At 34.9% G+C, this 16,315-nt stretch carries 24 protein-coding genes and 1 riboswitch; of the genes, 11 read left to right on the top strand and 13 right to left on the bottom strand.

Annotated features, from left to right (window positions below; translation table 11 throughout):
* Positions 1 to 65 precede the first annotated feature (65 nt).
* On the bottom strand, positions 66 to 740 hold the full coding sequence (locus ACLBWW_RS05700; protein ID WP_048541017.1) for an energy-coupled thiamine transporter ThiT: 675 nt from the start codon (positions 738 to 740) through the stop codon (positions 66 to 68).
* A gap of 85 nt (positions 741 to 825) precedes the next feature.
* Positions 826 to 927, bottom strand: a riboswitch (TPP riboswitch).
* Between the two features lie 194 nt (positions 928 to 1,121).
* Between ACLBWW_RS05700 and ACLBWW_RS05695 the strand changes: the two genes are divergently transcribed.
* From ACLBWW_RS05695 to ACLBWW_RS05685, 3 genes are read left to right on the top strand one after another with little or no spacing between them, the layout of a single operon-like run.
* Positions 1,122 to 1,349, top strand: a complete 228-nt coding sequence (locus tag ACLBWW_RS05695; RefSeq protein ID WP_000060518.1) for a FeoA family protein — start codon at positions 1,122 to 1,124, stop codon at positions 1,347 to 1,349.
* A complete protein-coding gene (gene feoB / locus ACLBWW_RS05690; RefSeq protein WP_048541019.1) occupies positions 1,346 to 3,334 on the top strand; it encodes a ferrous iron transport protein B in 1,989 nt (662 codons plus the stop codon). The genes ACLBWW_RS05695 and feoB overlap by 4 nt, the downstream gene beginning before the upstream one ends.
* Positions 3,335 to 3,350: 16 nt before the next feature.
* Positions 3,351 to 3,518 (top strand): FeoB-associated Cys-rich membrane protein, encoded by a 168-nt coding sequence (locus ACLBWW_RS05685; RefSeq protein WP_000989599.1) that lies wholly within the window; start codon positions 3,351 to 3,353, stop codon positions 3,516 to 3,518.
* A 35-nt stretch (positions 3,519 to 3,553) separates the two neighbouring features.
* Here the strand turns inward: ACLBWW_RS05685 and ACLBWW_RS05680 are convergent, their stop codons facing one another.
* Positions 3,554 to 4,132 carry a lipoprotein BA_5634 family protein gene (locus ACLBWW_RS05680; RefSeq protein ID WP_048541022.1) on the bottom strand — a complete coding sequence of 193 codons (579 nt, stop codon included), beginning with the start codon at positions 4,130 to 4,132 and terminating at the stop codon, positions 3,554 to 3,556.
* Between the two features lie 402 nt (positions 4,133 to 4,534).
* Here ACLBWW_RS05680 and ACLBWW_RS05675 point away from each other — a divergent pair, with 402 nt between their 5' ends.
* From ACLBWW_RS05675 to ACLBWW_RS05655, 5 genes are all read left to right on the top strand, one after another.
* Positions 4,535 to 5,200, top strand: a complete 666-nt coding sequence (locus tag ACLBWW_RS05675) for a PspA/IM30 family protein (RefSeq protein ID WP_000110287.1) — start codon at positions 4,535 to 4,537, stop codon at positions 5,198 to 5,200.
* Positions 5,201 to 5,279: 79 nt separating this feature from the next.
* Entirely contained in the window at positions 5,280 to 5,684 is a 405-nt protein-coding gene (locus ACLBWW_RS05670) for a DUF350 domain-containing protein (RefSeq protein WP_000220323.1), read from the top strand.
* A 21-nt stretch (positions 5,685 to 5,705) separates the two neighbouring features.
* Positions 5,706 to 6,212 (top strand): DUF4178 domain-containing protein, encoded by a 507-nt coding sequence (locus ACLBWW_RS05665; RefSeq protein ID WP_000051749.1) that lies wholly within the window; start codon positions 5,706 to 5,708, stop codon positions 6,210 to 6,212.
* A 12-nt stretch (positions 6,213 to 6,224) separates the two neighbouring features.
* The gene (locus ACLBWW_RS05660) at positions 6,225 to 7,040 is read left to right on the top strand and encodes a DUF4247 domain-containing protein (RefSeq protein ID WP_000071201.1); all 816 of its coding nucleotides are present in this window, start codon (positions 6,225 to 6,227) and stop codon (positions 7,038 to 7,040) included.
* Positions 7,041 to 7,138: 98 nt separating this feature from the next.
* Positions 7,139 to 7,357, top strand: coding sequence for a hypothetical protein (locus tag ACLBWW_RS05655; RefSeq protein WP_048541026.1), 219 nt, complete (start codon positions 7,139 to 7,141; stop codon positions 7,355 to 7,357).
* Between the two features lie 109 nt (positions 7,358 to 7,466).
* Here the strand turns inward: ACLBWW_RS05655 and ACLBWW_RS05650 are convergent, their stop codons facing one another.
* Complete coding sequence (locus tag ACLBWW_RS05650; protein WP_000411242.1) at positions 7,467 to 8,339, bottom strand: YitT family protein; 873 nt, start codon at positions 8,337 to 8,339, stop codon at positions 7,467 to 7,469.
* A 187-nt stretch (positions 8,340 to 8,526) separates the two neighbouring features.
* On the bottom strand, positions 8,527 to 9,564 hold the full coding sequence (locus ACLBWW_RS05645; protein WP_048541028.1) for a YdcF family protein: 1,038 nt from the start codon (positions 9,562 to 9,564) through the stop codon (positions 8,527 to 8,529).
* 676 nt (positions 9,565 to 10,240) lie between these two features.
* Here ACLBWW_RS05645 and ACLBWW_RS05640 point away from each other — a divergent pair.
* On the top strand, positions 10,241 to 10,474 hold the full coding sequence (locus ACLBWW_RS05640; protein WP_002062565.1) for a spore germination protein: 234 nt from the start codon (positions 10,241 to 10,243) through the stop codon (positions 10,472 to 10,474).
* Positions 10,475 to 10,642: 168 nt separating this feature from the next.
* Here the strand turns inward: ACLBWW_RS05640 and cydB are convergent, their stop codons facing one another.
* A complete protein-coding gene (cydB, locus tag ACLBWW_RS05635) occupies positions 10,643 to 11,671 on the bottom strand; it encodes a cytochrome d ubiquinol oxidase subunit II (protein ID WP_098047242.1) in 1,029 nt (342 codons plus the stop codon).
* Positions 11,661 to 13,010 carry a cytochrome ubiquinol oxidase subunit I gene (gene cydA / locus ACLBWW_RS05630; RefSeq protein ID WP_048541033.1) on the bottom strand — a complete coding sequence of 450 codons (1,350 nt, stop codon included), beginning with the start codon at positions 13,008 to 13,010 and terminating at the stop codon, positions 11,661 to 11,663. The genes cydB and cydA overlap by 11 nt, the downstream gene beginning before the upstream one ends.
* Before the next feature lie 224 nt (positions 13,011 to 13,234).
* On the opposite strand from cydA, the gene ACLBWW_RS05625 reads away from it, so the two are divergent.
* Positions 13,235 to 13,798, top strand: a complete 564-nt coding sequence (locus tag ACLBWW_RS05625) for a beta-class carbonic anhydrase (RefSeq protein WP_048541035.1) — start codon at positions 13,235 to 13,237, stop codon at positions 13,796 to 13,798.
* On the opposite strand, the gene yidD is transcribed toward ACLBWW_RS05625, so the two are convergent.
* A complete protein-coding gene (gene yidD / locus ACLBWW_RS05620; protein WP_000809334.1) occupies positions 13,795 to 14,031 on the bottom strand; it encodes a membrane protein insertion efficiency factor YidD in 237 nt (78 codons plus the stop codon). The two genes, ACLBWW_RS05625 and yidD, sit on opposite strands and share 4 nt — an antisense overlap.
* Before the next feature lie 128 nt (positions 14,032 to 14,159).
* Between yidD and luxS the strand changes: the two genes are divergently transcribed.
* Positions 14,160 to 14,633 (top strand): S-ribosylhomocysteine lyase LuxS, encoded by a 474-nt coding sequence (gene luxS / locus ACLBWW_RS05615; RefSeq protein WP_001141371.1) that lies wholly within the window; start codon positions 14,160 to 14,162, stop codon positions 14,631 to 14,633.
* Between the two features lie 229 nt (positions 14,634 to 14,862).
* On the opposite strand, the gene ACLBWW_RS05610 is transcribed toward luxS, so the two are convergent.
* Genes ACLBWW_RS05610 through ytzI form a run of 6 tightly spaced genes read right to left on the bottom strand, consistent with a single transcriptional unit; the run spans position 14,863 to position 16,247 of the window.
* A complete protein-coding gene (locus ACLBWW_RS05610; RefSeq protein WP_048541037.1) occupies positions 14,863 to 15,093 on the bottom strand; it encodes a YczI family protein in 231 nt (76 codons plus the stop codon).
* A gap of 11 nt (positions 15,094 to 15,104) precedes the next feature.
* The gene (locus tag ACLBWW_RS05605) at positions 15,105 to 15,344 is read right to left on the bottom strand and encodes a hypothetical protein (RefSeq protein WP_000548108.1); all 240 of its coding nucleotides are present in this window, start codon (positions 15,342 to 15,344) and stop codon (positions 15,105 to 15,107) included.
* A gap of 27 nt (positions 15,345 to 15,371) precedes the next feature.
* Positions 15,372 to 15,605: a DUF3953 domain-containing protein gene (locus tag ACLBWW_RS05600; RefSeq protein ID WP_048541038.1), complete on the bottom strand. Its 234-nt coding sequence runs from the start codon at positions 15,603 to 15,605 to the stop codon at positions 15,372 to 15,374.
* Positions 15,606 to 15,633: 28 nt separating this feature from the next.
* Positions 15,634 to 15,864 (bottom strand): YczI family protein, encoded by a 231-nt coding sequence (locus tag ACLBWW_RS05595; protein WP_098131959.1) that lies wholly within the window; start codon positions 15,862 to 15,864, stop codon positions 15,634 to 15,636.
* 43 nt (positions 15,865 to 15,907) lie between these two features.
* A complete protein-coding gene (locus tag ACLBWW_RS05590) occupies positions 15,908 to 16,105 on the bottom strand; it encodes a DUF3953 domain-containing protein (RefSeq protein WP_048541071.1) in 198 nt (65 codons plus the stop codon).
* Positions 16,098 to 16,247 (bottom strand): YtzI protein, encoded by a 150-nt coding sequence (gene ytzI / locus ACLBWW_RS05585; RefSeq protein WP_000472802.1) that lies wholly within the window; start codon positions 16,245 to 16,247, stop codon positions 16,098 to 16,100. The genes ACLBWW_RS05590 and ytzI overlap by 8 nt, the downstream gene beginning before the upstream one ends.
* Positions 16,248 to 16,315: the final 68 nt, after the last annotated feature.

Genomic DNA, 16,315 nt, shown 5'->3' with positions numbered 1-16,315 from the left:
TATTTATTTTCTTTTGTGTATTTATTGTATTTTTAATTGATATTACGATATGAAAAAAAGAGCGCTCATGAAGCGCTCTTTTTCTTCGAATTCAGTTGATAAGCATTGATGCTTTTGAATAAACGTGGTGAAGTGATAAATAAAAAGATAAGTAAAACGGTACATAGAATATAGGAACCAATCATTGTGCTACCGTTAAATATTAAAGAATATAGAACTGCTGATTGGCCTTTCGGTGCATATTGTCCCCAGAAAATAATACCGGCAATAAAGTGACAGAAGTAGCGAGCAAAGCTACCAACAAATGTGGCAACAATAATGTAACCAATAACTTTCTTTCCTTCGTTTTGTTTTTGTGAAGGTTTGTCTTTACGGCTACTTAAATTGGATTGTTCTAAGCTATTTACATTGGATGTTAAAAGTGCTTTTTGAATTGGTCGATAGAATAAACCAGCAAATCCAATGAATGCGAAAGCAACGAAGTATTCAATTAGTACTTGAATTGGTGTGACGATAATGGCATCGCCTACGACAATTTGTAATAATCCCCAAATTAAGCCTCCTAAGAAAGCCATTTTGAAGCCCCAGCGATATGCGATAATAAAAATAGGAATCATAGCGAATGAGATGGAACCACCTGTTGCTGATATTTTGATTGAAAGTGGTAAAATGTCGATGACCAGGGCGAAGGCTGCAAGAATTGCAGATTCGATCATCGCTTGTAAATTGGTGTTACGCATGTTGTCTCCCCCTAAATCCAAGTTGTACAAAAAAGAATAGATATCATAGGAGGATACGAAATACGTAAATAAAAAGAGGTATGTATTTCGGACGTTTGCACAATCCCTGCGTTAGCATTAACTAACAGGTTCGAAGGGTCGGAACGAAGTGTTCCCTCTCAGCGGCATGGCTCCCCCAGTGATAACGAGATTCTTTATTTGCTATTGTTTATTGTAAGCGAAATGGATGAGAATGGCAAACGAATACAGTATGACAATGATTGAAATAGAATTGTAGCGAAATATTAATAAATGTGAAGCAAAAGGGTATAGTACAAGAGAAATAGAGTGTGCTATAATTTTTTTGAAAATAATTATCATTCTCTTCTGAGGGGGAAGGTTATGAGCTTAGTAGATATTAAAATCGGTGAGAAAGTGTTAGTAAAAAGCGTTCAGTCTTTAGATCATTTACTAAAGAGAAGATTGGCTGCTTTCGGTCTTTCTGAAGGAAGTGAACTTCGCATGAAGCAGAAAGCGATGTTCAAAGGTCCTTGTACATTGGAGTGTCGTGGACAGTTAATTAGTATTCGTCATTGTGACGCGAAAATGATAAAGGTGGAATTAGCGTGAATAAGGTAGCTTTGCTAGGGAATCCGAATACAGGGAAGACATCATTATTTAATGCACTTACTGGTTCTTATGAATACGTAGGAAACTGGAGCGGTGTAACAGTAGAAAAGAAGGTTGGTAAATTAAAAGATAAGCAAGGGACATTAATTGATTTACCAGGTGTTTATGATTTGAATCCAGTTTCGCGTGATGAAGGTGTCGTTACAAATTTTCTACTAACAGACGAATTTCATCATATGTTAAATATAGTGGATTCTTCGCAATTCGAGAGAAATATGCATTTAACGTTGCAATTACTTGAGTTTGGAAAGCCGGTTTCAATCGGATTAAATATGGTCGATGTGGCAAAGCAACGAGGCATTGTAATTAATGTAAAACGATTATCACAGTTATTAGGTGTAACAGTCGTTCCTGTCGTTGCAAGAAGCGGAAAAGGTTGTGAAGAACTACTTGCGACTCTTAAAGAAAATGACAAAAACGAGAAAAAGCCATTCATAATTTCATATGGTGTACAGATGGATGAAGGAATTGGACAGGTAATTTCTCTTTTAGAGAAAGCGAATTACAAGCATCCAAGATGGTTAGCTCTTCAATTTTTAAGCAATAACGAAGTAGTAGAAAAAGAAATGAAAGCATTACCAATTTATAAGGAACTTGCAGCCATTCGATCTCGCTTAGAAGGAAAACTTGATTGTACGTTGGAGGAGCACATTTACAAAACTCGTGAAGCGTATATTGAAAAGTTAAAAACAAATGTTATGCGGCATGAGAAAGAAGGGAAAATTCCTTTTTCGGAAAAAATTGATAGATTAATTACACATAAAATTTTAGGACTTCCAATCTTTTTAGCAGTTATGTTTTTTATTTTTCAGGTTACGTTTACGTGGATTGGTACACCTTTATCCGATATGTTAGATGAGTTTTTTGGTGGCCAGCTTACGGATTGGGTGACGGCTGGACTTACAAGTATTGGAGCTTCTCATTTTATTCAAGCACTCGTTACAGAAGGTATTATTGCCGGTGTTGGTGCTGTATTAGTATTCGTTCCACAAATCTTTGCACTATTCTTTTTCATTTCATTATTAGAAGATTCAGGGTATATGGCGCGAATTGCAGTTGTTATGGATAGAATTATGGAGTTCTTCGGTTTAAACGGAAAAGCGTTCATTCCGATGATTATCGGTTTTGGATGTAATGTTCCAGGTATTATGGCAGCGAGAACGATTGAACAAGAAAAAGAACGTTTACTTACAGTTCTTGTAACACCGTTTATGTCTTGTTCGGCACGTTTACCTGTATATGCATTATTTGCGGGAGTATTCTTCCCTCAAAGTCAGGCAACTGTTGTGTTTTCTTTATATGTTGCAGGTATTGTTCTTGCGTTATTAGTTACAAAAATTATGTCTCTTACCATTTTAAAAGCGGAAAAATCTATTTTCGTTATTGAACTACCTCCTTACCGTGTACCACAAGCGAAAACGTTATGGTTAAGTACGTGGGAGAAAGGGAAAGGATTTGTTCGTAAAGCAGGTACATTTATCTTCGGTGGTTCTGTTGTCATTTGGTTATTAAACTACGCAGGTCCATCAGGATTTGGTGTTGATATGGGAGACAGTTACTTAGCGATGATTGGTGGATTTATCGCACCACTATTTGCACCACTTGGATTTGGAACGTGGCAAGCTGCGGCATCCCTTTTAACAGGATTTTTAGCAAAAGAAGTTGTCGTTTCTACAATGGCAATTATTTATGCGGTGAAAGAAGATGTGCTAGGAAATGTAATGGGAGCGCATTATACGGCGCTATCAGCATATGCATTTATGTTCTTTATTTTATTATATGTTCCGTGTTTAGCGACAGTAGCTGTTATTAAACGTGAAACAGGATCAGCGAAGTGGACGATTTTCTCTGTCGTGTATCCACTCGTTGTTGCTTATGTATTAACGCTTATTATATACCAAGTTGGATCCTTACTCGGATTCTAGAAGGAGATGTATTAGGGTGATGGTCAATATTATAATTGGAGCTATCATTTTTGGTTATGCAGCATATACGTTAGTGAATTTTGTAAAGAGAAGTAAAAAGGGAAAATGCGCAGCATGTTCTTTAAATAAGTCATGTCAGTCGCAAACTTGTAGTCCGGATATGGAGCAAGTTGCTCATAAATAGAAAAAAGCTTTGCGAATTCGCAAAGCTTTTTTGTTTTACTTTTTAATTTTTACAAGTTGAGAAGCTTCTACGCCGTTGTAGCCAGGGAATTCTTTACTTGGGTCTTTATCGAATTTTAATACCCCAACAGATTTTTCATCACCTTTTACATTGCTGTAAGTTGCGTCATCAACAATTGCATACATATCTGTATATGCACGGCCACTTCCGATAATTGTATTGCCTTCGTATTTTAATTTTGCACCATCAAGTGTAGCATTTTCTACTTTTTCTTTAGCAAATAATATACCTTGCTCTGCTGTTACAGCTGGCAATTTATCAAGTGGTTTCGTGTCGTCTTTTTCATCAACTTTGCTAAGTAACTCTTTCTTCACCAGTTCTTCACCAGTTTTCTTATCCATAACAAGAACTTTTTTACCTTCTAATGTAGTCATTTTCATTTTATAGAAGTCTTTTTCTTTCACTTCTTTTTTGTTTTTATCTGTAATTTGTTGAACTTGTTCTTCTGATCCGTACAGTACAAAACCGTTTGCTTTCTCTCCTAATAAAGAACAACCTGATAATGCTCCAAGTGAAATTGCTGCCGCTAATCCGATTCCTACTAATTTTTTCATGATGATTTCTCCTTTTATATGTTTTATAGTCAATACATTTTTGTATTAGTTCCGAAATGATGAGAAGCTTGTTTGTTGCTTCTAGTATTAGTGTATAAGAAATATTGCAACGTAACTATCGAGTTAGCTTACAGTAACATTACACTTATGTAATTTAGTGAAAGTGCACAAAAGTAAGTTAATTTTAAAGAGAAATAATGAGGATATATTAGAAATACAATATTGTATCAAGAATGTCATATTATATTGGCTGTATTTTGGAAATAACATGTAAGGACATATTAGTTTTGTTATAATAAACACATAGGCTGTAAAAATGAATATTCTTTACTGTTAAGGGAGATTTTTCAGTTTTCCAAGTAGTGAATTTGAAATATGAGGTAAGTCATAGGAGGAATTAGAATGTCTGTATTTAAACGATTACGAGATTTAACAATGTCGAATGTATATTCATTAATTGAAAAAGCGGAAGATCCAGTTAAGATGACGGATCAATATTTACGCGATATGCAAGCGGATGTACAAGAAGCTGAGAAAAGTGTAGCGGCTCAAATTGCACTTGAGAAGAAATTCAAAATATTATTTGAAGAGCAAGAAGCACTTGTGAAAAAACGTGAAGAGCAAGCTCATATGGCTGTTCAAGCAAGTAATCTTGACCTTGCGCGTCGTGCTCTTGAAGAAAAACAAAATGCAGAGCAAAAGATGAATGAATATAAAGCAAGCTATGAGCAAAATAAAGCTGCTGCTGATAATCTTCGCCTGAAGCTAGAAGAAATGCGTAAGCAATTAACAGAGCTGAAAAATAAACGTGAAACACTTGTAGCACGTGTAAATGCAGCGAAAGCACAAAAGAATATTAATCAGGCGATGTCTGGATTTGATTCAAACTCAGCAAAAGCTGGCTTAAGCCGTATGGAAGAGAAAGCTCTTCAATTAGAGGCTGAAGCAGAAGCAAGTGGCGAAGTTTATAAAAAAGAAAAGTCATTAGATGATGAATTCGCAAGCTTAAATAAAAATTCTGCTGTTGACGATGAATTAGCTCGTATTATGAAGCAGTATGAGAAATAATATAGAATAGACAAAGAAACCGACATGTCTGAAGAGAATTCATGTCGGTTTTCTATTACTTTTTAGAGGAGGTTTTGCAATGACATGGACAAATGTGTTAGCCATGCTTGTATGGACTGGAGCAAGTGCAGTACTTTTATTTGCAATTATGTGGGTTGATTCAATTTTTACTAAATACAATGATTTAAAAGAAATAAAGAATGGGAATACAGCTGTAACAACTCGTTTCGTTATGAAATTATTCGCGCAAGGGTACATTTTATCTCAATCCATAACGAAAGCAAACGACTTATGGCAAGCACTACTTGCATCAGCAGTTTCTTTCGTTATTTTATTAGTGGTAGAAATGTTTATCGAATTTGTGTTAAAGAAAATGTCCGGTTTAGATTTAGAAGAAGGTACGAAAGAAGGCAGTGTTGCGCATGCGATGTTGGCCGGATCATTACATATCGTTGGTGCACTTATTTTAGGTGCTTGTTTATAAAGAGAGAAGGAGGGGTAAATCATGAGTTTATTTAAACGAATTAAAAATATAATGAAGAGCCCAGAACCGCCGAAACCGGAGAAGAGTTTGTTAACGTTAGCTCCTGGCGATATGATTGAAGTTTCATTAGTCATGTACGAATTAACTGGAAAAACGAGTATGCATTCTCGTAAAGAAATTGTTTTAACACTGCAAGACGGGAAAGATATTCGTTATTTAAAAATTGAAGACCGTGAAAATACGTATTACAAATTATATACACCAATTGATGGTCGTTTAGATTCGATTGATGAAATTCCGACAACAATTGAAATGGATGATACGGAGTACCATATGGAAGAGCAATATAACGGACGTGTTGTTGTGATGGGAAAAACACCATTCTCTGCTTCAGAAGAACAGCACGTATGGGAATTCCAATCAGATAATCGAAAATTATTACGTATTGAATGGCAAAATGGTCGCACAATGATGTATGAGGGAGAAGCAATTATTCCTGCTGATGTACAAATTATAAGAGCAACGTAAGGGGGCGTAATCATGTCAAACCGATTGTTTACCATGATTAAATCGTTCGTAATCCCTATACTTGCTATCGTTCTATTACTTGTTGTTGCTGGATATGCCTTATCAGGTTGTCAAGGCGGACAGACAAAGTCGATTCAAGACCGTTATCCACTAGAATCTGTCGCAAAAGAAGGTAAACAAGAATCTTACGTGTATAGGGCCGCCAATCGGTCAGTTCCTGAAGTCGCAAAGGAACTCATTAATGAAAGAGAACCGAAGCAAGCATCTAAAGAAGACGAAAATCAAATGTTCCTCGTTTATTCTGATAAGATTTATAACCTGCAAAAGGATAAAGAGAAACCTTCTGATACGTTAATTGAAATAAGTAATAAAGAATTTGTCCGTCAAAATTACCAACCATCCTTCCTGCAAGGATATATTATGGGAAGTATTTTAAACGATATATTCGGTTCACGAAAATCATCATACGGTGATTATCGCGGATATAATGACAGACAAAATCATAAACCGGTTATTCCAGAGAGACCGCCTACGAAAGAAGAAAAGAAAACCCCGCCTCCAATTACGAAGGAAGGGAAAGGATCTATCATTAAGCGAGGCGATAATGTAGATTCGAAACCTTCCGTAGGAGATACAGGAAGTATTACGAAAAAAGGAAGTAGTACGCCTCCGCCTTCTACTGGAAGCAAAGGAAAAATTACAAAAACACCAGGTGGCTCGAGCGGATCAGATGTGAAGCCGAAATCATCTATTAAAACGCCGCCAAGGAATACATCTCCTCCGAAAACGAGGGTCGGTGGTTCAGGAAAAATTACGAAGAGAAGATAGTTATAGAGACCGGAAAGTAGCATGTGCTTTTCGGTCTTTTTATTATGGAAATTAATTCCTTGTAGCTGGTACAATTAAGTTATAAGGAGGAGATTAGTATGACTATATATAAAAGGTTTAGTTTGATTATGTTCCTCGTCTTATTCCTCAGTTTGCTTATTAGCACAACGATGAAATTTCACTTTGTAGTAGGTATTCTATGGATACTATGTACATGTACTCTTTTTCTATATGTTCCGCTGCGCTTTCAACATGAAGTGACTGCCTTTCAAAAATATGTAGCATGGATTAAGAGAGGAAGAAGATGGGGAGAGTAAAATTATATCAGCGATTATTGAAATATATCGACTTATCGACAAAGACTGCAACTTAATAATAAGAAGAGGGTGTGCCAAATTGTTGGCACACCCTCTTTATTCATAATGATTAATGAATATCACGTTTCTTAAAGTTACCGCCTTTTACTTCTGCTACGTCATAAACTGTAATAAAGGCATTTGGATCGATTTCATTAATCAAGTCTTTCATTTTACTTTCTTCTAAACGGTTAATTACACAAGAAATTTCTTTGAATTTCTCTCTTGAATAACCACCATAAACTTCATTGTATGTTGCGCTTCGGCCTAAACGATCGCGAATTGTTTCTACCATTAATTCAGGTTCTTTCGTAATGATTTTAAATGTTTTCGAACCACTTAAACCAACTTCAACGATATGAATCACTTTAGAAGCGATAAAGTAAGCAATTGCCGAAAGGATAGCTCCTTGAAGACCGAATACTGTTGATACGAAAATAAATACGAACATGTTTAAGAATAAAATAAGGTCACTTGTTCCAAAAGGTAACTTACGAGAAAGTAATACAGCTAGCATATCGATTCCATCTAATGCGCCGCCGTTACGTAATGCTAGTCCCATACCGAAACCGATAATAATACCACCAACAACTGTAACGAGTAGTGTATCGCCTTCAATAATAGTAGGGATTCCGTGCATAACAACGGTACCTATTGCTAATGAAGCAATCCCGATAATAGAATAAATTGCAAAGCTTTTACCTATTTGTTTATATCCTAACCAAACGAAAGGAATGTTAATAACTGCGATTAGAGCTCCTAATGGCAATCCAAATAATCTTGAACTAACGATACTTAAACCAGTCACACCACCGTCTGATACGTTATTTGGAATTAATACAGCTTCTAATCCGTATGCTGTAATAAATGCCCCAATAATAATCATCAAAGCTTTTGAAGCGATTTTTAGCTTATTGGGCTTGTTTTTGATAATTTTCTCCATGTAATTTCCTCGTTTCAAACTAGTTTCTTATTTGTTACGTAATTCACACCTAAATTTCATTTTAACATTTAATTTGAAAAATTTCTCCTTTAATGGATGTATGCAGGGAATATTATCACCATATTATCTTTAAAATATTTTTGAAATGAGTATAAGAAATCCCATCCTTTCAAAGGATGGGAGGTTATTAAGAAATGATAAAACTAAGCACGGATAGGAATAAAGAAAATCCTAAAATAGCTCCGCAAACTTTCATATGACGTTTACGTCCCATCACAACGATTGCGACATACTCACGAATCATTGCATTAGGCCAGTAATAAAATGCAGTTTTTGATCCGATTCCTTGGCTATTAAGCCCCGCTTGTCTTGCATATATACCAGCGCGGAAAAGATGGAAATTATTCGTTGTAAAAATACTTCTATACTTACCTTCAGGTTTTAAAGAATCCATAATTTCTTTAGAGAACGACATATTTTGATATGTGTTTACAGAGCGATTTTCTTGCACTGTATGTTCAAGCGGAATACCTTTTTCAACAGCATACTTTTGCATCGCTTCTGCTTCAGGAAGACCTTCATCTGGACCCTGTCCACCAGAGAATATAATTGTTGGTGGTGTATTCACAGCGGTCTGTTTCCAGTAAAAGTCGATTGCTTTATGAATACGACTTGCAAGTAAAGGTGGTACTTTATCATTAATTAAGCCACTACCAAGAACGATGATGAAATCTTGATTACGTCTTGGTCTGTTGAATTGGTATAGAAAATAAGCACTTAAAAAGTTAGATAAGTGTATAAAGAAATATACGGTTATAAGGGAAATACCTGCAAAAATAGGCTCTAAATGTGATGAGACCAAACTTGCTGGATTTATGATAGGAAGTAACATAAAGAATAATATCCCTAAAGCAGCAAGGAGTGTTAAACAGTTAGTGAAACGTCGTCCTTCTCGCTTCATTAAAATTCTAGCATTAAGAAATAACCCAAACATTAAGGCAATAATACCGAAAGGAAGCATAATGAGAAGTGCTAAAATAGGTAAAATTATAATATAGCGTAAGACATCACTACTTGAATTCACAGATATAATTACACAAAAAAGAAGGAAAAAACAGATAAAGGTATTAAATAAAAAGCCGTTTATTATTTTTCGTGGATCTTTTAAATAGGAGATAAGAAAAATAATAAACAATATAAGAGGAATAATTCCGAAATACAGCATAAATATAGTACACCTCGACTTGTATAAGAATTTGACATACCTTTTATATTACATGATTTTATAAGTGAAAATGAAAGAAAAAGGATTTTGAATTTTCTCAATAAAATGTATGGATACATATGTTAAAATGTATGTAAGGCGATATATTAAAAGTAAAATGGTTGAAAAGGCACTCTATGGAGTGTCTTTTCTTTTTTTCATGTAATTATGCATATTATATTTATTTTCAAGTGAAGAGGATTAAAATATAAGTGGTAGGCAGACTATATAAAGCAGAATTTCTTACAAACATTTCCCTCTACTTTTTGTATCTAACAATCGTATAATAATAAATAATTCTGTTTTATAGCGTCTGTTTATGAAAGGTGCCCTCTTTGAAGGCACCTTTTTATTGTTTCATGTAGATACTTTTCACTGTTGATATAGTGGAAAGTATCTATACTAAACATTAGCAATCTTCCGTATAAATATTATCAATTTACTATATATTCCAGTGATGTTAACCTACATATGAAAGGCTTTCTTTTTCAAAATATTACCCCTAATAAAATTTTGAAGAAGTCAACTGTCTCCAAACTTGTCTTTATGCTTAAAGAAAAAGCACTCAAATTGAGTGCTTTTTCTTATTGAAACATGCTATTTTTCTAGGCGATTTTCATAAAATAAAAGTAAAGAAATGAAAGTGGGTGACAAAATGCCGGCAGTTGTGGAAGGTGTTATTATTGAAAACTGCAATGGAACAATTAATGTAGGGGATAAATATAACGTACAGCCGATTGAAAAGACGAAAGCTTATAATGGATCGGGATCATCAAATACAGGAATGAAAGTACAAACGTTTAGCGGGATTAGTACGGCGGATGTAAGGGATAATGATGCGTATGATCAAGTTATTCAATCAACGTTATAATTTTAAAATGCAAAATTGCATAAAGTAACATGTTTGTTGTATGTTACACTCTAGCTGTGAGCTGTTAATGATTCTTCTGTATTATAGTTGTTAGATTAGAAATATAACATCTTATCGAAAATCATACGTACAAAAAGAGACACTTCAAACGAAGTGTCTTTTTTTACCTTAGTGATACCCTTTAGCAGAGTCTTTATGAATTTTATTTTTAAAAATACTGTAGCTCCAAAGCTGATATCCAATAACGATTGGTACCATAACCATTGCAACGAAGAACATAATTTTTAAGTTTAATTGACTACCAGCTGCGTTGTATAACGTTGTACTATAAGCATCATTAATACGAGATGGTAACATTCTTGGGAACATACCTGCAAATCCAGTTGTCATAAACATTGCGATTGTTAAGCAAACGAATGTGAATGCGAGACCTATTTTATATTTGTACACCATAATAAGTGCGAGTACACTCATTAACATGGCAAGTACCGGAAGAATAAATAGTACCGGATATTCTGTGAAGTTTTGGAATAAATTTGTACGATTTGCAGTTGCTACATAGAAAATAGCTAAAATGATAGCAGCTGCCATTGAAAATGGTCTTGCGATTTTATAAGCACGATCAGATACTTCACCAGTTGTTTTAATCATAACCCAAAGGGCGCCAGATACGACGAATATAGCAGTGAAGAACAGACCACCTAAAATACCATAATGATTTAGTAAGCTTAGTAAATTTCCTTCATAGCCATTTTTTCCGATTTGTAGTCCGTAATAAAGGTTAGCGAACGTAACACCGAATAAGAAGGCGATTAGGAAACTACCAATTGTAAATGCCCATTTACAAGTTTTTTGCCAAATTGGTGAATCGTCTTTATGCATAAATTCAAGTCCGGCAGCACGAGCAAACAGTGCGAGTAATACTAAAAATAGTGGTGTATATAGGTAACTAAACATATTTGCATATGTGACTGGGAAGGCAGCAAATGTTGCGCCACCAGCTGTAATTAACCATACTTCATTACCACCCCAGAATGGGCCGATTGCTTCTTGTAATTGATTTCGTTCTTGTCGGTCTTTCGCAACGAAAGGAAAAATCATTCCGTTACCAAGTGCATATCCATCAAGAATGAAGTAAACTGTCCAAATCACGCCCCATAAACCAAACCAGATAATTGCAAGCATATCATGAGACATGAGCTGCACCTCCCTCAGTAGCAGGTTCTTCTAATGCTGCTGGTCCTTTTTTCGCGAACTTTAGCATTAAGTATACGTCTGCGATTAAAAGTAATGTGTAGAACAAGATTAAACTAATTAATGAGAACCAAATTTGCGGAACAGATATAGGTGATACAGATTCTGCTGTACGCATTAGTTTATAAACTGTCCATGGTTGACGACCTACTTCGGCAACAATCCAACCAGCGTTAATTGCGATATATGGTAGTAAAACAGACCATATTGTAATTTTTAAATAACGTTTTGAGTTTTCTAGTTTTCCTTTTCGGTTTAAGTAGAAACCGTACCAAGTTAATGCCATAAAGAACATACCAAGTGCAACCATTAAGCGGAAGCTATAGTACACGAGGTTAACATTTGGACGTTCATCTTTCGGGATATCTTTTAAACCAACAATTTCGCCATTAAATGAGTTTGTATAAAAGAAACTCCCTAGTTTCGGAATAGTAAGGAATTCAAAGTTCTTTTCGTTTTTTACATCAGGAATTTGAACAATCGAAAAGCCTTGTCCTTTTCCAGTTTCCCAAACTGCTTCCATCGCAGCTCCTTTAGCTGGTTGATATTTAGCTGCTGATACACCAGACTGATGACCCATAAACGGTGTAACAGTTGCAGCGAATAAACCTAACATTAAACCAAATTTAAATGATTTTTTGAAGAATTCCACTTCATTTTTACGTAATAAATGATAGGCGCTAATTGCCATAACGAAGAAAGCACCAACGATATAACAACCAATTACAGTATGGAAGAACATGTTCCAAGCATATGGATTTGTCACAAGTGCCCAGAAATCATTTAATTCAGCGCGGCCGTTACGTACGACGTAGCCAACAGGATTTTGCATAAAACCGTTTGCTGTAATAATCCAAAGGGCGGAAATATTTGTTCCAAGTGCAACCATCCACATACAGAAGGCACGGAACTTTGGTGAAATTTTGTCTTTACCGAATAACCATATTCCCATGAAAGTAGATTCTAAGAAGAAGGCAACGAGTGCTTCGATTGCGAGAGGTGATCCGAAAATATCTCCCATATATTTGGAGTACTCAGACCAGTTTGTTCCAAATTGGAATTCCATCGTAATCCCAGTTATAATCCCCATTACGAAGTTAATTGTAAATAATTTACCCCAGAAATTTGCCATTTTACGGTATGTTGGATTCAATGTGCGGGCGTATTGAGTTTCCATACATGCTACTAAAATAACAAGTCCGATTGTCAAAGGTACAAATAAAAAGTGATAAAAAATAGTAATTGCAAATTGAAAACGACTCAGTAACAGAACGTCGGACATAATGAATATTCACTCCTTTTTTACATTATCTACAATCAGTTTATAGTGAAAATACGTTTTAAATAGGAGGGACTTGTTACAAAGGTGTGTGTATATTTTGAAAGAATTATGTCGGTTATCTGAAAATATCTTATTTTCACTATAAAGTAATATCCTTTTTGAGGTTTTTAAATTTTGGTACACTATATAAGTAATGTAAATGAGAGAAAAGAGGGTTCTTTACTATGAAGTCATTAGAAGAGATTTTACAATACAATGAAAAATTCGTTGAAGAAAAAAAATACGAAGAGTACGAAACAGGTAAATTTCCAAACAAAAAGATGGTAATTATCTCTTGTATGGATACTCGTCTTGTTGAATTATTACCGAAAGCGATGAATATGCGTAACGGTGATGTGAAAATTATTAAAGTAGCAGGCGCTGTTATTTCACATCCGTTTGGGAGTATTATGCGTAGCATTTTAGTTGCTGTATATGAACTTGGTGCTGATGAAGTTTGTGTAGTTGGTCACCACGATTGTGGTATGGCAAAAATTGAAGCAAGCAGTACAATTGAGAAGATGAAAGAACGCGGTATAACAGAAGAGAAATTAGATACACTTCGTTATTCTGGAATCGATTTAGAAAGATTCCTACAAGGATTCTCTAGTGTAGAAGAAAGTGTAGAACATAGCGTATCAATACTTCGCAACCATCCATTACTTCCTGAAGAAGTACCTGTTCACGGTCTTGTTATAGATCCTGACACAGGAAAATTAGATTTAGTTGTGAATGGTTACGACAATTAAGAATTTACTTTGTCATCCTTTTTATCTGGGACAGGATCAAATCCTCCCGGGTGGAAAGGGTGACATTTTAATATACGCTTACATGTAAGCCAAAATCCTTTCAGAGCACCATGTTTTTGAAATGCTTCTAATCCATAATGAGAGCAAGTTGGGTAAAAGCGGCACGTTGGTGGTGTCATTGGAGAAATGAATTTTTGATAAAACCGTATAATGCCAATAAAAATCTGTTTCATAATGGTCTCCTTTTCAGCATAGTCTTAAAGTATTATAGCACGACTGTACATAATACTTTACTAATGTTGATTTCCGTTATATCATATTGGATATAACGGAATTAAATTAAAAGCGGGAGAGATGTTGTATGCCATCAGTAGAAAGCTTTGAATTAGATCATACGATTGTAAAGGCGCCTTATGTAAGACATTGCGGAGTTCACAACGTAGGTAGTGACGGTATTGTAAATAAATTTGATATTCGTTTTTGCCAACCGAATAAACAAGCAATGAAACCAGATGTTATTCATACGTTAGAACATTTATTAGCATTTAATTTACGTAAATATATTGATCGTTATCCGCATTTTGATATTATCGATATTTCACCAATGGGCTGCCAAACAGGATATTATCTTGTAGTAAGCGGAACACCAACGGTTCGAGAAATTATTGATTTATTAGAACTGACATTAAAAGATGCGGTTCAAATTACAGAAATTCCAGCTGCAAATGAAACGCAATGTGGCCAAGCGAAGCTTCACGACTTAGAAGGAGCACAACGCTTAATGAACTTCTGGTTAAGCCAAGATAAAGATGAACTTGAGAAAGTATTTGGATAAGAAGGGAAAACTGCCTGTGAAAGGGCAGTTTTTTTTTGTAGCACGATAATAAATAAAATTATATCGACGATTTTTCGAATATATCGAACGCAACTTGAAATATATCAACGATTTTTTTAATATATCGACGTTTCGACACTGGATATCAACTTGCCGACAAAAACTGACAATATTATGAATCAAATAAAAAGAAGAGGTCGTCTAACATATGTGTTGGACGACCTCTTTTTTATGAAAGTATACTAGACACCCCAACATATAAAACAAAGGCAGAACCGAGAAAATAAACAAATGCTTTTGCTTTTTGCCGCGCTTTTATTTCATCGATTCCAAAAAGGATAAACATAATACTCAAAAGGATAAAAACGTATGGTAAAAGCATAGAGAGGTTTGCGAAGAAGCTGAATAGGGCGAGAATAAGAGCGATAGTAGCTATTATAATTCGAATGTTTTTAAACATATAATTCTCCTTTAAAAGAACATTATAAATGGAATAACAAAAACAATCGTAAAAAGACTTAAACCGATGCTAATAGTTCCAATTTGTTTTTGCTGTTTTTGAATCGTCTCAATTCCTACTAAAATACCATATAAACTAAAGAGGAACAAAATGATAGGTGAAAAGATTTGAAAGTTCATTGTAAAGGTGCTGTATAAGCATAAGATTAAAGTAATAAAAACAATGATGAGTTGTATTTGTCTAATATGCATTTTAGCCCTCCTTAGTAGAAAGAGAAGTTACCGAGAGAAAATAATAACAATAGCAACGATTAAAGTGAATACGCCAGAAAAGAAGGAGAGTGTACTATGTACTTTCTTTTGTTTCTGTTTTTCTTCTGCGCTCATGATGAAGGTCATAACAGATAAGGCGATGAACATATAAGGCATTGTAACAAGTGCGTTTGTCAACATTCCGGATAAAGCGAGAGCGATGACGATAAGAGCCGATACAATTCGTAATGTTTTTAGCATACAAATCTCCACCTTTTAAATAGATTATTTACCGGAATATTTCTGAGAAGCCAAGCAGTAAAGCACCAGCTCCAACCATGAAAGCAAGTATGCTGCTAGATTGTTTCTGTTTTTTTATTTCCTCTAAACCTATAGTGAAAGCCATAGCCCCTAAGAAAATGAACATGTAAGGCATAATGTCTCTGTTACCGCTAATAAATCCATAGATTGCTATAGATAAGGCGATAAATGCAAAAGTAATTCGAACGCCTTTTAACATAAAAGCCCTCCTTCTAGTTTATGTAGGTAATGATGAGAACAATCTAAATGAAAGCACCTGCAACAATACAAATAAATCTAGTTCCTGAATCCTTTTTCCTTATTTGTTCAATGGTAATAAGAAACAGTAAAACTCCTAATAGAGATTGTGAAAGTGGTAGAAAGTTATGTTGACCTGCCAGTAAACGAATACTGAATATGATGTGGGCTAAAATAAGTAGTATATGAAGCGTATTATGAATTCTTCTTGCTGTTTTTTGTATAAGGGTTATCTTCTGGCTTATCAACAGAATGTTTATAAGCGTAGCCTTTATTAATCGTCATGACGGAGAGTACTAGTATGACTAGGACGATTATAATACCGATAATTAATATTTTGAACATGGAATCCCTCCTTTTCTTTATTTTACATAATTTTGTAATTGATGAAAACAATAGAAATTAAAAGGATG

The organism is Bacillus sp. M5A3_1b, assembly GCF_053345335.1.
This window is presented reverse-complemented; position numbering and strand designations above follow the sequence as displayed.

Bases quoted from the DNA above. Each gene is read 5' to 3' on its own strand.
- ACLBWW_RS05700 (WP_048541017.1), bottom strand. From the start codon at position 740: ATGCGTAACACCAATTTACAAGCGATGATCGAATCTGCAATTCTTGCA.
- ACLBWW_RS05695 (WP_000060518.1), top strand. From the start codon at position 1,122: ATGAGCTTAGTAGATATTAAAATCGGTGAGAAAGTGTTAGTAAAAAGC.
- ACLBWW_RS05680 (WP_048541022.1), bottom strand. From the start codon at position 4,132: ATGAAAAAATTAGTAGGAATCGGATTAGCGGCAGCAATTTCACTTGGA.
- ACLBWW_RS05675 (WP_000110287.1), top strand. From the start codon at position 4,535: ATGTCTGTATTTAAACGATTACGAGATTTAACAATGTCGAATGTATAT.
- ACLBWW_RS05670 (WP_000220323.1), top strand. From the start codon at position 5,280: ATGACATGGACAAATGTGTTAGCCATGCTTGTATGGACTGGAGCAAGT.
- ACLBWW_RS05665 (WP_000051749.1), top strand. From the start codon at position 5,706: ATGAGTTTATTTAAACGAATTAAAAATATAATGAAGAGCCCAGAACCG.
- ACLBWW_RS05660 (WP_000071201.1), top strand. From the start codon at position 6,225: ATGTCAAACCGATTGTTTACCATGATTAAATCGTTCGTAATCCCTATA.
- ACLBWW_RS05655 (WP_048541026.1), top strand. From the start codon at position 7,139: ATGACTATATATAAAAGGTTTAGTTTGATTATGTTCCTCGTCTTATTC.
- ACLBWW_RS05650 (WP_000411242.1), bottom strand. From the start codon at position 8,339: ATGGAGAAAATTATCAAAAACAAGCCCAATAAGCTAAAAATCGCTTCA.
- ACLBWW_RS05645 (WP_048541028.1), bottom strand. From the start codon at position 9,564: ATGCTGTATTTCGGAATTATTCCTCTTATATTGTTTATTATTTTTCTT.
- ACLBWW_RS05640 (WP_002062565.1), top strand. From the start codon at position 10,241: ATGAAAGTGGGTGACAAAATGCCGGCAGTTGTGGAAGGTGTTATTATT.
- cydB (WP_098047242.1), bottom strand. From the start codon at position 11,671: ATGTCTCATGATATGCTTGCAATTATCTGGTTTGGTTTATGGGGCGTG.
- cydA (WP_048541033.1), bottom strand. From the start codon at position 13,010: ATGTCCGACGTTCTGTTACTGAGTCGTTTTCAATTTGCAATTACTATT.
- ACLBWW_RS05625 (WP_048541035.1), top strand. From the start codon at position 13,235: ATGAAGTCATTAGAAGAGATTTTACAATACAATGAAAAATTCGTTGAA.
- yidD (WP_000809334.1), bottom strand. From the start codon at position 14,031: ATGAAACAGATTTTTATTGGCATTATACGGTTTTATCAAAAATTCATT.
- luxS (WP_001141371.1), top strand. From the start codon at position 14,160: ATGCCATCAGTAGAAAGCTTTGAATTAGATCATACGATTGTAAAGGCG.
- ACLBWW_RS05610 (WP_048541037.1), bottom strand. From the start codon at position 15,093: ATGTTTAAAAACATTCGAATTATAATAGCTACTATCGCTCTTATTCTC.
- ACLBWW_RS05605 (WP_000548108.1), bottom strand. From the start codon at position 15,344: ATGCATATTAGACAAATACAACTCATCATTGTTTTTATTACTTTAATC.
- ACLBWW_RS05600 (WP_048541038.1), bottom strand. From the start codon at position 15,605: ATGCTAAAAACATTACGAATTGTATCGGCTCTTATCGTCATCGCTCTC.
- ACLBWW_RS05595 (WP_098131959.1), bottom strand. From the start codon at position 15,864: ATGTTAAAAGGCGTTCGAATTACTTTTGCATTTATCGCCTTATCTATA.
- ytzI (WP_000472802.1), bottom strand. From the start codon at position 16,247: ATGTTCAAAATATTAATTATCGGTATTATAATCGTCCTAGTCATACTA.